Consider the following 14,339-nt stretch of genomic DNA (forward strand, 5'->3'; position numbering starts at 1 on the left):
TCTGCAAGGAGCTCGTCCCCGATGACGTCCACGGTGCCCACCGCCGCCCACCACGCGGATGCCCAGCCGCCGATCACCATGTTCGGCCCGGACTTCCCGTACGCCTACGACGACTTCCTCGCCCACCCGGCGGGCCTCGGCCAGATCCCCGCGACCGAGCACGGCAAGGAGGTCGCGGTCATCGGCGGCGGCCTCTCCGGCATCATCACCGCCTACGAGCTGATGAAGATGGGCCTCAAGCCCGTCGTCTACGAGGCGGACCGAATAGGCGGCCGGCTGCGGACCGTCGGCTTCGAGGGCACCCCTGCCGACGCCGCGGGCCTGACCGCCGAGATGGGCGCGATGCGCTTCCCGCCGTCCTCGACGGCGCTCCAGCACTACATCGACCTGGTGGGCCTGACGACCACGCCGTTCCCCAACCCGCTGGCCGCGGACACCCCGTCGACCGTCGTCGACCTCAAGGGCGAGTCGCATTACGCCCGTACCGTCGAGGACCTTCCCGAGGTCTACCACCAGGTCATGGACGCCTGGAACGCCTGCCTGGAAGAGGGCGCGGACTTCTCCGACATGAACCAGGCGATCCGCGAGCGCGATGTCCCGCGCATCCGCGAGATCTGGTCCCGGCTCGTCGAGAAGCTCGACAACCAGACCTTCTACGGCTACCTCTGCGACTCGACGGCCTTCAAGTCCTTCCGCCACCGGGAGATCTTCGGCCAGGTCGGCTTCGGCACCGGCGGCTGGGACACCGACTTCCCCAACTCCATCCTGGAGATCCTGCGGGTCGTCTACACCGAGGCCGACGACCACCACCGCGGCATCGTCGGCGGCAGCCAGCAGCTGCCGCTGCGCCTGTGGGAGCGCGAGCCGGCGAAGATCGTGCACTGGGCGCCGGGCACCTCGCTGTCGTCGCTGCACGACGGTACGCCCCGGCCCGCGGTCACCCGCCTGACCCGCACCGCCGGCAACCGCATCACCGTCACCGACGCCCACGGCGACATCCGCACCTACGAGGCCGCCGTCTTCACCGCGCAGTCCTGGATGCTGCTGAGCAAGATCGCCTGCGATGACTCGCTCTTCCCCATCGACCACTGGACGGCGATGGAGCGCACCCACTACATGGAGTCCAGCAAGCTCTTCGTCCCCGTCGACCGCCCCTTCTGGCTCGACAAGGACGAGGACACCGGCCGGGACGTCATGTCGATGACGCTGACCGACCGGATGACCCGCGGCACCTACCTGCTCGACAACGGCCCGGACGAACCCGCCGTCATCTGCCTCTCCTACACCTGGTGCGACGACAGCCTCAAGTGGCTGCCGCTGGAGGCGAACGAGCGGATGGAGGTCATGCTGAAGTCGCTCTCGGAGATCTATCCGAAGGTCGACATCCGCAAGCACATCATCGGCAACCCGGTCACCGTCTCCTGGGAGAACGAGCCGTACTTCATGGGCGCCTTCAAGGCGAACCTGCCCGGCCACTACCGCTACCAGCGACGCCTGTTCACGCACTTCATGCAGGACCGCCTCCCCGAGGACAAGCGCGGCATCTTCCTCGCGGGCGACGACATCTCCTGGACGGCCGGCTGGGCCGAGGGCGCGGTGCAGACCGCACTGAACGCGGTGTGGGGCGTGATGCACCACTTCGGCGGCACGACGGACGCCACCAACCCGGGCCCGGGCGATGTCTACGACGAGATCGCACCGGTGGAACTGCCGGAGGACTAGGAGGACCAGGGCGCATGGCAGGAGTGGGTCACACCCGGTGATCCACTCCCGCGCCGGCGGATCAGCCCGGCAGCGGAGTCAGCAGCATCCTCCCGACCAGCCCCACCCCGGCGTCCAGCCGTTCGGTGAGCTCCTCCGTCACATCCGGCAGGCGGCGTACGCTCCACAGCGCCCGGGCCGCCACCCAGGCCCCGTCCCTGGCCTTGTCCAGGCTCCATGACCCGATCAGATGCGTCAGCGGATCGGCGACGTCCAGCACATCGGGGCCGGGCATCAGCAGCTCCCGGATCCGCTCCTCCAAGCTCGTCAGCACTCCGCCGACCCGGTCGAAGTCGTGTTCCAGCGCCGCCGGTTCGCACTCCAGCGCCCGGCAGGTGTCCAGTACGGCCAGTGCCAGATCGTGGCCGATGTGGGCGTTGATCCCGGCCAGCGCGAACTGGAGCGGACGCACCCCCGGGTGGCGGCGGAGCTGGAAGAGCGGCCGCCAGCAGGCCGGTGGCCGCAGTCCGGCGGCCGCGGCCTCCACCGCGTCGAAGTAACGCCGCGCGAAGCGGATGTCCAGCTCGCCGGTGGCCGCCGGATCCCGGAACGCACCGTCCCCGATGCGCCGTGCCACCGCTTCGGTGACGGCGAGATAGACCTCGTTGAAGACCGCCACCCCGTCATCGGCGGGCAGCCCCGCGGCCAGCGCCCGCATCCGGGCCAGCACCTCTGCCACACCCGGGTTCGCCTCGGGCCCCGCGGCGGTCGGGGGCCGGGCGGCGGATCCCCCGGCCGGGTCCGTACGGCTGCCGGAACCGCCGCATTCCTGAGTTGTCGTCATCGACTCAGCGTGACAGTGGAATTGCGGATAGTGAGGTACGCCGGTCGTCGATGACCGAAACGGGGTAATCGACGGCGCGCCCGCTTGTGGCGTGCCCTGCTCCGCCGCGCCCCGGAATCCGCCCGGTCAGCCCTTCTCGCACGGATCCCGGCGGCCTTCCGCACACCGCGGAACCCCCGCGCGGAGAGCGGCTGAAATACGCACCTTTCCTCGGCTACCCGAAGACCGCCCGCTTCAGTTTGTCCAGACGCAGTCGTTCGACTATGAATCACCTCGGCTCTGTGACGTGCAGGGCGTCGCAGAGTGGAGAGTGATCATGGCCGGCTTCGGGTGGAAACTGCATGGGGACGGGCGCCATCTGAAGCCCGGCGAGGTGGTCAGGCCCGGCGAACGCCTGACGTGGGGCCGGACGATCGCGCTCGGCGCCCAGCATGTGGTGTCGATGATCGGGGCGTGCTTCGTCGCCCCCGTGCTGATGGGGCTGGACCCCAGCCTTGCCCTGATGGCCTCGGGCGTCGCCACCGCGCTGTTCCTGGTGATGACCCGCGGACGCATCCCCAGCTACCTCGGCTCCTCGCTCTCCTTCGTGGGCGTCTCCGTCGTGATCGCGGGCCAGGGAGGCGACGCCGGCACCCTGACGGGCGCGATGCTCGTGGTGGGTGCCTGCCTCGCCGGCTGCGGCATCGCCATTCATGTCGTCGGGGCCCGGGTGATCCACGCGGTGCTCCCGCCGACCGTGACCGGCGCGGTGGTGATGCTGATCGGCTTCAACCTCGCCCCCGTCACGGCCTCCACGTACTGGCCGCAGGACCAGTGGACGGCCCTGGCGACGATGATGTTCACCGGACTCGCGCTCGTCGTGCTCCGGGGTTTCTGGTCGCGGATCGCCATTTTCCTGGGCCTGGTCTTCGGCTACGCACTGTCCTGGATTCTCGACCGCACCGCCGGAAAGATTCATTCCGTCAATGGCGCGGGCAAGCTCACGGACCACTGGCGCATCGACTTCTCCGGCGTCGAAAAGGCCGACTGGATCGGCGTTCCCACCTTTCACGCACCGAACTTCTCGGCCTCCGCGATCCTTGTCGCGCTGCCGGTCCTCATCGCGCTGATCGCGGAAAACGCCGGCCACATCAAGGCGGTCGGCGCCATGACCGGTGACCCCCTGGACGACAAGATGGGCATGGCCATCGTCGCCGACGGCACGGCGACCGTCCTGTCGACCGCGGTGGGCGGCCCCGCCACCACGACCTACGCCGAGAACATCGGCGTCATGGCGGCCACCAGGGTCTACTCCACCGCGGCCTACTGGGCGGCGGCCGGTTTCGCCCTGCTCTTCGGCCTGTGCCCGAAGTTCGGCGCGGTGGTGGCGGCGATCCCCGGCGGAGTGCTGGGCGGTATCACCGTCATCCTGTACGGCATGATCGGCCTGCTGGGAGCCCAGATCTGGGTGCGGAACAAGGTGGACTTCTCGGTCCCCCTGAACCTCATCCCCGCCGCGGCCGGAATCATCATCGCCATCGGCGGCGTCTCGCTGAAGTTCACCGACCACTTCGAACTCAGCGGCATCGCACTGGGCACACTCACCGTGCTCACCGGCTACCACTCCCTGCGCTGGCTCTCCAGCGCGGCGGGCCGTCCCCGCACGCCCCTCCTCGACGCCGGGACCAGCGAGTACGGGGAGCGTGGCGAGGGGGAGAGCTGATGCGGCCGGCGGCCGCCCTACACGCTCAGTAGGTCGGCCGCCCCGGCAACGACGTTCCGCGGCTCAGGAATCGATGACGGCGGCGACGGATTCGATCTCCACCAGCTGGTCGTTGTAGCCGAGCACGGTGACGCCCATCAAGGTGCTGGGCACGTCGTGGTCACCGAAGGCGTCCCGGACCACCTCCCACGCCGTCACCAGGTCCTCCTGCCGGGTGGAGGCCACGAGAACGCGGGTGCTGATGACGTCGTGCAGTGACGCACCGGCGTCCGCCAGAGCGGTCCGCAGATTCTCCACGGCCTTGGCCGCCTGCCCCGCGACGTCCCCGATCGCCGCAGTGGAGCCGTCCTCGTTCAGCGGACACGCACCCGCGAGGAAGATCAGCCGCGCCTCGGCCGGGGCCGTGGCCGCATAGGCGTACTCGGCAACGTCGGACAGCGATGCGGAGCGAATCAACGTGACGGCGCGTGGCACGGGCATTCCTTTCGCGGTGGATCCGGGACGCCCATGACCTTCTCAAGGATCGACTCCGCGTTCGACGCAATTTCCGGGCGGGTGCGACCGCTCCGGTGGGCTCATCCTGCTCCGGGAAGGTCTCGCAGGCGGAGACGACGCCGCCTGCGAGGCCGCGCGCTCCGTTCTTGATCGGGGACGAGAGTAAGTCTGGGGAAAGAGCCGGGACGGGGTGGGGGATGGGGAGATCCTCCGGGTATCGATGCTCGTTGACGGGGGGGCGTCGCGGTTCGACGGGTTCAGATGGGGAGCCCCATCAGTCCCCATCGGCGTCGTTCGGCTTCGCGGACCACTTCGGCCCAGCCGGACAGCAGCGCGGTGAACTCCTCGAAGTCCGCGATCCAGCGCCCCGGGCATGCCGCGTGGCGCGCGAACGGGGCACGGAGTTGCGGCAGAACGGGGGCAGCCTCCCGCCAGCATCGGTTCAGACGGGCCACTGACCGGGGCCCGCGGACGATGAGCGGCCCGGATCGCCACAGGCCGTCCTCGGAGGGGAAGACGTCAGCGTCCACGTGCTCAGTGTCGTTCTCGACCTCAGGGCCCCACCAGATCAGGGCATTGAGGAAGTCGTCCAGCGGTGTCCGCAGCGCGGTCCCGGCGGCGTCCCGGACGTCCTCCCACGCCTGCGCGGCCCAAAAGTGCGGCTTGTACGAGCCGAGGGTGCCGCCGAACTCGTACCGGCCCAGCCAGGACCGGTCCGGCTCGGCAGGCCACACCCAGCCCGCGTCGACCTCATCGCTTTCGTCGTCCGCGTACGCCGACGCCTGGAGAACCTCGAGCCGGTCGTCCGGTGCGGTCTCCATGAGGTGCGCCCAGTCGACGATCAGGACGGTGATGTCCATGCCCATGGGGTGAGGTTAGACCGAGGTATCCCGGCGAACGGGCATTCTAAGCAGCCGCTTACCATTGCCCCGGCTCGTCACACGAGCCCCACCCGCCCCAACAGCACCCTTCGCACCAACAGCGCCGGTCAGCGCGAGAAAACCAGGAGCACCCTTCGTGAGCGTCGAACCCCTTCAGACCAGCACCGTCCCGTACGGCGAACTGGTGCCCGTCACCGTCCACTTCGACGACCTCGACGCGCTCGGCATGCTCCACAACTCCCGCTACCCGCTGCTCGCCGAGCGCGCCTGGGCGGAGTACTGGCACGGTCAGGGCTTCACCTTCGACGGTGACTGGGCCGCCGCGGGCGATATGTGCAACGTCATCAAGGAGATGAAGGTCTCCTACGAGCGCCCGATCACCCGGCCCGGCCGCTACGCGGCGCACCTCTGGGTCGAACGCCTCGGCCGCACCGGCCTCACCTACGGCTTCCGGCTCTGCTCGGCCGACGGCACCGAGACCTTCGCCCAGGGTCACCGGGTGCTCGTCCGCATCGACGCGCAGACGCTGCGCCCCACCCCGTGGTCCGACCGCGCCCGCGCCATCGCCGACCGGCTGCTCCGGCCGGAGGTCGCGGACGCGGGCACCGAGGCGGGCGCGGAGGCGGAGGCGGCCTGAGCCCCGCCGGGCCGTGGGTGGGGGCGCTTGACCGTCGTGCCCGGCACTCAAGACCTCCCCGCCCGCCCCGTCCTCACCGCCCCCCACTCAAGACCTCTCCAACTCCCCAGCCACCGCCGGAGCGCTCCCCGACGCCGTACGACTCGGCATCCCCAGCACCCGCGCGCCCGCCAGCAGCCCGCATGCCAGCGTCGTGACCAGCATGAACGACACCGGCAGCGAGGTCGCTTGAGTCAGGCCGCCGATCGCGGACGGGGCGATGAGGCCGGAGGTGTAGGTGATCGTGGCGACGCCCGCGATCGCCTGGCTGGGGGCGGGGCCGCTGCGCGCGGCGGCCGCGAAGGCCAGCGGGACCACCACCGCGATGCCGAGGCCCATCAGGCCGAACCCGCCCATCGCCATGGCCGGATGCCGCGCCGCGACGATCAGCAGACCGCCGGCCGTGGCCAGTACGCCGCCGATCCGCACCGTACGCACCGCACCGAACCGGGCCACCACCTTGTCCCCGGCCAGCCGCGCGACCGTCATCGTGCAGGCGAAGGCGGTGGTCGAGGCGGCCGCCAGGCCCGCGTCGGTGCCCAGCTCGTCGCGGAGGTAGACGGCCGACCAGTCCAGGCCGGCGCCCTCGGCGAACACCGCGCAGAACCCTATGGCCCCGATGATCAGCGCCGACCTCGGCGGCAGCGCGAAGCGCGGCGGCGGATGCTCCTCGGGGGTGCTGCGCAGATCCAGTACGCCCCGGCAGGCGAGCACGCCGAGCAGGGTCAACACGAGGGCGGCGCCGGTCAGATGGAGCCGGGCGTCCCAGTCGGCGTGCGCGGCGACGGTGCCGGCCGCCGAGCCGAGCAGGGCGCCCGCGCTCCACATCCCGTGCAGCCCCGACATGATCGGTTTGCCGAGCCGGTCCTCGGTCTCCACGCCCAGCGCGTTCATGGCGACGTCCGACATCCCGGAGGCCGCGCCGTACATCAGCAGCGCCGGGAACAGGGCGTAGAGGCCGGGGGAGAGGGCGGGCAGGACCAACGACAGGGTCCACAGGGCGAGCAGACCGCGGAGCGCGGTGCGGGCGCCGAAGCGGTGGCTGATCCGGCCGGCCAGCGGCATCGCCAGGGACGCGCCGATCGCGGGGAAGGCGAGCGCCAGACCGAGTTGGCCCGGTGAGATGGCGGTGTGGTCCTGGATCCAGGGGATGCGGGTCGCGAAGTTTCCGGTGACCGAGCCGTGGATGAGGAACACCGCGGCAACGGACCGGCGCGCCCGGCGCAGCTCGGTGTGGGGGAGTGGGTTGGCGCCGTCGGGGACGCTGATGCCAGCCATGCGCGGTAAATTATCAGGAACCCTGCCTGATAATAAGGGAGTTGGTCCGCCTAATGAAAGAATCCCGCCATGCATGCACCGCGCGCGGCAGTGGCCGGCCGCACCGCCTCCCCGACCACGGCACGGCTGATCAACGATCGGCTAGCGCTCCAACTCCTCCAGTCCGAGGGCCCCTTGACGGCAGGTCAGCTCAAGTCGCTGACCGGACTCTCCCGGCCGACCGTGGCGGACCTCGTCGAACGTCTCCAGGAGGCCGGGCTGATCGCCGTGGTCGGCGAGAGCGGTGCGCAGCGGCGCGGGCCCAATGCCCGGCTCTACGGGATCGTCGCTGACCGGGCCCATCTCGTCGGCCTCGATCTGCGGACGCACAGCATCACCGTCGCGGTCGCCGACCTCCTCGGCCGGGTGCGCACCGAACACACCATCGCCATCCGCCCGGTTGGCGCCCCCGATACTGCCGTCGCCACCGCCCTCGCCGCCGTGGACAAGGCGCTCGCCACGGCGGGCGCACACGCGCCGCACACCATCGCCGTCGGCGCGCCCGGCCTGGTCGACCCCGCCACCGGGCGACTCGCCGGCACCGACTGGACCTCGTCCTGGCACGTCGGGCTGGTCGGCGCGCTGCGCGCACGCACGGGCGTAGCGGTCCTGCTGGAGAACGAGGTCAATCTCGCCGCCATCGCGGAGCAGCGCGACGGCGCGGCCAGCGACCGCGACACTTTCGTCCTGCTCTGGCTCGGCCATGGGACCGGCGCCGCCGTGGTCCTGGACGGCGCGCTGCGGCGGGGCGCCTCGGGCGGCACCGGAGAGATCGGCTTCCTGCCGGTCCCCGGCACCGGCGCGCTGCCCTCCGCGAACGGCTGCGACGGCGGCTTCCACTCCCTGGCCGGCTCCGCCGCGATCTGCGCCCTCGCGGCGGAACACGGTCTGTCGCCGGGGGACGCCGACCGGGCGGCGGACGGGAGGAACGAGCCGTCGTCCGGTAATGCCGCCGGGCCGGAGGGGGCGAGCGAGCCGTCGTCCGGCATGGCCGCCGGGGCGGCCGGGGTGAGCGTGCCGTCGTCCGGTGATGTCGTCGGATCGGCTGGGACGAACGAGTCGTCGTTCGGCAAGGCCGCCAGGTCGGACGGGAGGTACGAGCCAACGCCCGGCGCCGAGGCCACCGACGGCCCGCCCGCCGAGTCCCTCGTCCGGGCCGCCGTGGCCGCCGGCGACGCCGGTGCCGCCTTCCTCGACGCACTGGCCGCACGGATCGCCCTCGGCGTGGCGGCGGTGTGCGCCGTACTCGACCCCGGGTGTGTCGTGCTCGGCGGTGAGGTCGGCCGCGGCGGCGGCGCCGAGCTCGCCGACCGGGTCACCGGCCATCTGGCCCGGCTCTCCCCGCTGCGTACCGACGTACGCGCCGGGGCGGTGGGCGGACGGGCGGTACTGCTCGGCGCGGTGCTCGCCGCACGGGACGCCGCCCAGAACGACCTGTTCGGAGCCGCGGGCCCGGAGGCGGCACCGCGTCCCTGAGGCATCCCTTCAGGGGGGTGGGAACAGATCCCGTAGGGGGCGCGGGCGCCCCTTGTGGGCCACAACGTGCCGGGGGGCCGGGCGTATTCCCGGACGAGGAGAGTCAGGCCAGACTCCCGACAGCGACCAACACGAACGGACGGAACGAGGACCCGCGAACATCAGCCGACACGCGAAAACAGGCGGAACGAGGACTCTCAACAGCGGCCCACAAGAACGGACGAAACGAGCACCCCCAACAGCAGCCGCCACACGAACCGGCCGGTCTCACCCACCCATTGGGCCCCCGCCCACCCGCTCCGCCAGGAACTCCGCATAAGTCCGCCGGCCCTCGGCATGCTCCGGGGTCAGGTTTCCGCCCCGGCGCAGTGCGGCGGCGGTGGGGCCCGGTAGCCAGAGCGGCATCAGGAGACGGTGCCGGCCGCCCGCCTCCAGTGTGGTCCGTACGAGGTCCCGGGCGGTCAGTACCTCGGGGCCGCCCAGGTCCGGGACCCGGCCGGCCGGTGGGGCGACGGCCAACTCGGCGAGGCGGGCGGCGACTTCGCGTACTTCGACCGGCTGGACCCGTACCCCGGTCGGTACCGGCAGTACCGGAGACCGGGCGCCCGCCTTGATGAGCTGGAGCACCAGTTGGTGGAACTGCGTGGTGCGCAGCACCGTCCAGCCGATGCCGGAGTCCTCGATCAGCCGCTCCACCGCGAGCTTGGTGCGGTAGTAGCGGAGCGGCACCCGGTCCACCCCGACGATCGAGATGTACACCAGGTGCGGGACGCCTGCCGCCTTCGCCGCCTGGACGAGCCGGCCGGCCGCCTCCATGTCGCCGCCGGCCGGTGTCGAGGCGCAGTGCACGATCGCGTCCACACCCGTCAGCGCCTCGGGCAGACCCGTGCCGTCGCGCAGATCGACCGCGTACGACTGCGGCCGGGGGCGCTCCGTGCCGGTGTGCGGACGCCGGCTCAGTGACCGGACGTCATGGCCGTCGTCGAGCAGCCGGTGCACCAGGGGCCGCCCGAGTGTGCCCGTGCCGCCGGTCACCAGAATTGTCGCCATCGCGGATCAGTCCTTGCAGAGGAGAAGGGACGGGTGCGTCCCCGCTATGACGCCCTACGCGAGCCGGGTGTGACACGGGCGGCGCGCCGTGCGCTGTGAGGCAGCCCACAGGGCTTCGCTCGCATGGGCCACGACGCGGCGTGGCACACTGAAGCTGTACTGACATAAAAGCAGCAGCGCACTCCGGGGTCGGTGTAATTCCGAACCGGCGGTTATAGTCCGCGACCCGTCCGCAGCCAGCGGCCGGTTGAGCAGGTGAAATTCCTGCACCGACGGTGAAAGTCCGGATGGGAGGCAGTGCGCGGCGGGCGAGCTTCGGTACACCGCCGTCGGCGGCGCGTCCGGCTATTTCGCCGGGCGGTCCGCGTATTTCCGGCCGCGGTGTTCCCGTGGCCTCGTTTCCGCTTCTGTCGTCCAGACAGCCCCGGAGTCCGTGCCCTGAGAGGCAGGAGGACCCGGTGGCCACCGCAGCCCCCGTCGAGATCGCGGCGATGCGCCGAGCCATTGAGCTCGCCGCGCGCGGGCTCGGGCACACCAGCCCCAACCCCGTGGTCGGCTGCGTCATCCTCGACTCCGCCGGCCGGACGGCGGGCGAGGGCTGGCATCAGCGGGCCGGCGGGCCGCACGCCGAGATCCATGCCCTGCGGGCCGCGGGCGAACGGGCCCGGGGCGGCACCGCACTGGTCACCCTCGAACCCTGCAACCACACCGGCCGCACCGGCCCCTGCGCCCAGGCGCTGATCGACGCCGGGATCGCCCGCGTCGTCTACGCCGTCTCCGACCCCAACCCGACCGCCACCGGCGGCGCCGTCACCCTGGCCGAGGCCGGGATCGACGTCGAGGGCGGACTGCTCGCCGACGAGGCCGCCGCCGGCAACGAGGCCTGGCTGACCTCGGTGCTGCGCCGCCGCCCCTTCGTGCTGTGGAAGTACGCCGCGACCCTCGACGGCCGGATCGCCGCCGCGGACGGCACCAGCCGCTGGATCAGCTCACCCCAGTCGCGGGCCGATGTGCACCGGCTGCGCGCCGCCGCGGACGCCGTGATCGTCGGCTCCGGCACCGCCCGCGCCGACGACCCGCAGCTCGGCGCCCGGATCGGCGGGCTCTCCGACGACGAGATCAGCCAGCCGCTGCGGGTCGTCGTCGACTCCGGCGCCACCGCCGTCAAGGCCGGCGCCCGCGTCCTGGACGGCACCGCGCCCACCCTCATCGCGGTCGCCGAGGACGCCGACGCCGGCCACCTCGAAGGGCTCGCCCCGATCGTCCGGCTGCCGCGCGCCGCCGACGGCCGCGGACTGCACATCCCCGCACTGCTCCAGGCCCTGTACGAGCGAGAGGTGCGCTCCGTGCTGCTCGAAGGGGGCCCCACGCTCGCCGGTGCCTTCCTCGCCGCCCAGGCCGTCGACAAGGTCGTCGGCTATCTCGCGCCGGTACTGCTCGGCGCCGGACCGGCCGCCGTCGGCGACGCCGGAATCACCACCATCGCCCAGGCGTTGCGGCTCGACGTGACCGACACCGAACGGCTCGGCCCCGATCTGCGCATCACCGCCACTCCCATCCGCCACGCGCTCCACGAGGAGAACTGAAGTGTTCACCGGAATCGTCGAAGAGCTGGGTGCGGTCGTCGCCGTGGAGAACCTCGGTGACGCCTCCCGCTTCCGGCTCCGCGGGCCCGTCGTCACCGAGAACGCCAAGCACGGTGACTCGATCGCCGTCAACGGCGTCTGTCTGACCGTCGTGGACACCGCCGACGGTGAATTCACCGCCGATGTGATGGCCGAGACCCTCAACCGCTCCAGCCTCGGCGCGCTGACCGCCGGCTCTCGGGTCAACCTGGAGCGCCCGATGGCGCTCGGCGGGCGGCTCGGCGGGCACCTCGTCCAGGGCCATGTCGACGGCACCGGCACGATCCTCGAACGCACCCCCGGCGAACACTGGGAGATCGTCAAGATCGCGCTGCCGGCCGCGCTGTCCCGCTACGTCGTCGAGAAGGGCTCGATCACCGTCGACGGTGTCAGCCTCACCGTCGTCGACGCGGCGGACGACTACTTCACCATCAGCCTCATTCCCACCACCCTCGCCCTGACCACGCTGGGCATCAAGAAGGCCGGCGACCCCGTCAACCTGGAGGTCGACGTCCTCGCCAAGTACGTCGAGCGGCTGCTCGGGCGAGGCGCCGGCACCGGCGCGGACCTCAGCGATCTTGCGGAGATCAAGGAGATGGACCGGTGAGCGTCCTCGACACGCTGAACGGCGAGGCCTTCACCGCCTTCGGGCAGCACGTCATCTGGTCGGACATGATCGGCAACACCATCGGTCTGGCCGCGCTGGCGCTCGGCTGGCGGCGCTCCCTCTGGACCTGGCCCGCCCAGCTCCTCTCCGGTGTCGTCCTCGTCGCCGCCTACGCCTCCGCTCATCTCAGTGGCGGCGTCGGCAAGCAACTCCTCGTCATCGGCGTGGCGTTGTGGGGCTGGCGGCAGTGGCAGCGCGGCCGGCAGCAGGCCCAGGACGGCTCCATCGCCGTACGCTTCGCCGGCTGGCGCGAGCGCGGCCTGCTGCTCGGCGGCACCGCCGTCGGCACCGCGGCCGTCGGCACCCTCTTCACCCTGGTCCCGCAGCTGTCCTGGAACCCCTGGCCGGACGCCTACATCTTCGTCGGCACGCTCGCCGCGATGGTCGCCCAGGCCCGCGGACTGGTCGAGTTCTGGTTCGCCTGGCTGCTGGTCGACGTCGTCGGCGTCCCGCTCGCCTTCAGCAGCGGGCTCGCCTTCTCCGGCCTCGTCTACGTCGTCTATCTCGCCCTCGTCGTGTGGGGACTGCGCGACTGGTGGCTGCGCTCGCGTGCGAGCGGCCGCCCCGTCCTGGAAGGAGCAGCGGCATGACCGCACTGCAGAGCTGGTACGACGAGGACGCCGCGACCCTGGCGCTGGACCCCGTCGCGCAGGCCATCGCCGATATCGCCGCCGGCCGCCCCGTGGTCGTCGTCGACGATGAGAACCGCGAGAACGAGGGCGACCTCGTCATCGCCGCGGAGAAGGCCACCCCCGAGATCATCGCCTTCATGATGAGCGAGTGCCGCGGGCTGATCTGCGCCCCCATGGAGGGCCCGGAGCTGGACCGGCTGGAACTCCCGCAGATGGTCGAGCACAACACCGAGTCGATGCGGACCGCCTTCACCGTCTCCGTCGACGCCACCGCCGCGCACGGTGTCAGCACCGGCATCTCCGCCGCCGACCGCGCCACCACCCTGCGGCTGCTCGCCTCCGGGGAATCGACCGCCGGTGACTTCGTCCGGCCCGGCCACATCTTCCCGCTGCGCGCCCGGCCCGGCGGCGTGCTGGTCCGCAACGGCCACACCGAGGCCGGCGTCGACCTCGCCCGGCTGGCCGGACTGCGCCCGGCCGCCGCCATCGTGGAGATCGCCGGCGAGGACGGCACGATGCTGCGGCTGCCCGAGCTGGTGCCGTTCGCCCGTAAGCACGGACTGTCGATCATCTCCATCGAGGACCTGATCGCCTACCGGCAGTCGTCCGAGCCCACCGTCCGCCGCGAGGCCGAGACCCGGCTGCCCACCGCCCACGGTGAGTTCACCGCCTACGGCTACCGCTCCACCGTCGACGGCGTCGAACACATCGCGCTGGTCGCCGGGGAGCTCGGCGACGGCGAGGACGTCCTGGTCAGGGTGCACTCCGAGTGCCTGACCGGCGATATCTTCCACTCGCTGCGCTGCGACTGCGGCCCCCAGCTGGAGGCCTCGCAGCGGCGGATCGCCGAGGCCGGACGCGGTGTGGTGATCTACCTCCGCGGCCACGAGGGACGCGGTATCGGCCTGCTGTCCAAGCTGCGCGCCTACGAACTCCAGGAGCGCGGCCGCGACACCCTCGACGCCAACCTCGAACTGGGGCTGCCCGCCGACTCCCGCGACTACGCGGCCGGCGCCCAGATGCTCCAGGACCTCGGGGTGCGCTCGGTGCGCCTGATGACCAACAACCCCGAGAAGACCGCCGCCCTGGTACGGCACGGCCTGCGGGTCTCCGGCCGGGAGGCGATGCCGGTCCAGGCCGGGGAACACAATCTGCGGTATCTGCGCACCAAGCGGGACCGGATGGGGCACGACCTGCCCTGGCTGGACCCCGGCGCCAACGGAGCGGCCCACACCGGGCCCGCCTCCGCCACCACCTGCGACAACCAGTAGCC

The 14,339-nt window shown here is 71.6% G+C and carries 13 protein-coding genes and 1 riboswitch; of the genes, 8 read left to right on the forward strand and 5 right to left on the reverse strand.

Annotated elements, in window-relative coordinates; all coding sequences use genetic code 11:
- Positions 1-21: 21 nt before the first annotated feature.
- Positions 22-1,722 carry a flavin monoamine oxidase family protein gene (locus ACZ4XD_RS06770; RefSeq protein WP_468038870.1) on the forward strand — a complete coding sequence of 567 codons (1,701 nt, stop codon included), beginning with the start codon at positions 22-24 and terminating at the stop codon, positions 1,720-1,722.
- A 61-nt stretch (positions 1,723-1,783) separates the two neighbouring features.
- Here ACZ4XD_RS06770 and ACZ4XD_RS06775 read toward each other — a convergent pair whose 3' ends face one another.
- Positions 1,784-2,545 (reverse strand): DUF5995 family protein, encoded by a 762-nt coding sequence (locus ACZ4XD_RS06775; protein ID WP_468038872.1) that lies wholly within the window; start codon positions 2,543-2,545, stop codon positions 1,784-1,786.
- 316 nt (positions 2,546-2,861) lie between these two features.
- Here ACZ4XD_RS06775 and ACZ4XD_RS06780 point away from each other — a divergent pair, with 316 nt between their 5' ends.
- Entirely contained in the window at positions 2,862-4,247 is a 1,386-nt protein-coding gene (locus ACZ4XD_RS06780) for a uracil-xanthine permease family protein (protein ID WP_468038874.1), read from the forward strand.
- Positions 4,248-4,310: 63 nt separating this feature from the next.
- Here ACZ4XD_RS06780 and ACZ4XD_RS06785 read toward each other — a convergent pair whose 3' ends face one another.
- Positions 4,311-4,721, reverse strand: a complete 411-nt coding sequence (locus ACZ4XD_RS06785) for a RidA family protein (protein WP_468038876.1) — start codon at positions 4,719-4,721, stop codon at positions 4,311-4,313.
- A 278-nt stretch (positions 4,722-4,999) separates the two neighbouring features.
- Entirely contained in the window at positions 5,000-5,608 is a 609-nt protein-coding gene (locus tag ACZ4XD_RS06790) for a hypothetical protein (RefSeq protein WP_468038878.1), read from the reverse strand.
- A 151-nt stretch (positions 5,609-5,759) separates the two neighbouring features.
- On the opposite strand from ACZ4XD_RS06790, the gene ACZ4XD_RS06795 reads away from it, so the two are divergent.
- Entirely contained in the window at positions 5,760-6,260 is a 501-nt protein-coding gene (locus ACZ4XD_RS06795) for an acyl-CoA thioesterase (RefSeq protein WP_468038879.1), read from the forward strand.
- Positions 6,261-6,347: 87 nt separating this feature from the next.
- Here ACZ4XD_RS06795 and ACZ4XD_RS06800 read toward each other — a convergent pair whose 3' ends face one another.
- Positions 6,348-7,577, reverse strand: a complete 1,230-nt coding sequence (locus ACZ4XD_RS06800; protein WP_468038881.1) for an MFS transporter — start codon at positions 7,575-7,577, stop codon at positions 6,348-6,350.
- Between the two features lie 69 nt (positions 7,578-7,646).
- On the opposite strand from ACZ4XD_RS06800, the gene ACZ4XD_RS06805 reads away from it, so the two are divergent.
- Positions 7,647-9,092, forward strand: coding sequence for an ROK family transcriptional regulator (locus ACZ4XD_RS06805; RefSeq protein ID WP_468038883.1), 1,446 nt, complete (start codon positions 7,647-7,649; stop codon positions 9,090-9,092).
- A gap of 267 nt (positions 9,093-9,359) precedes the next feature.
- On the opposite strand, the gene ACZ4XD_RS06810 is transcribed toward ACZ4XD_RS06805, so the two are convergent.
- The gene (locus ACZ4XD_RS06810) at positions 9,360-10,142 is read right to left on the reverse strand and encodes an SDR family oxidoreductase (protein ID WP_468038885.1); all 783 of its coding nucleotides are present in this window, start codon (positions 10,140-10,142) and stop codon (positions 9,360-9,362) included.
- Positions 10,143-10,316: 174 nt separating this feature from the next.
- A riboswitch (FMN riboswitch) is annotated at positions 10,317-10,447 on the forward strand.
- 153 nt (positions 10,448-10,600) lie between these two features.
- Between ACZ4XD_RS06810 and ribD the strand changes: the two genes are divergently transcribed.
- The 4 genes from ribD to ACZ4XD_RS06830 are packed head-to-tail and all read left to right on the forward strand — an operon-like array spanning position 10,601 to position 14,337.
- Positions 10,601-11,728 (forward strand): bifunctional diaminohydroxyphosphoribosylaminopyrimidine deaminase/5-amino-6-(5-phosphoribosylamino)uracil reductase RibD, encoded by a 1,128-nt coding sequence (ribD, locus tag ACZ4XD_RS06815; RefSeq protein WP_468038887.1) that lies wholly within the window; start codon positions 10,601-10,603, stop codon positions 11,726-11,728.
- 1 nt (position 11,729) lies between these two features.
- Positions 11,730-12,374 (forward strand): riboflavin synthase, encoded by a 645-nt coding sequence (locus tag ACZ4XD_RS06820; RefSeq protein ID WP_468038889.1) that lies wholly within the window; start codon positions 11,730-11,732, stop codon positions 12,372-12,374.
- A complete protein-coding gene (locus ACZ4XD_RS06825) occupies positions 12,371-13,024 on the forward strand; it encodes a nicotinamide mononucleotide transporter family protein (RefSeq protein WP_468038891.1) in 654 nt (217 codons plus the stop codon). The genes ACZ4XD_RS06820 and ACZ4XD_RS06825 overlap by 4 nt, the downstream gene beginning before the upstream one ends.
- Entirely contained in the window at positions 13,021-14,337 is a 1,317-nt protein-coding gene (locus tag ACZ4XD_RS06830) for a bifunctional 3,4-dihydroxy-2-butanone-4-phosphate synthase/GTP cyclohydrolase II (protein ID WP_468038893.1), read from the forward strand. Before ACZ4XD_RS06825 ends, ACZ4XD_RS06830 begins: the two co-directional genes overlap by 4 nt.
- The last annotated feature ends 2 nt before the right edge of the window (positions 14,338-14,339 follow it).

It is taken from the genome of Streptomyces sp. NPDC029466 (genome assembly GCF_055574515.1).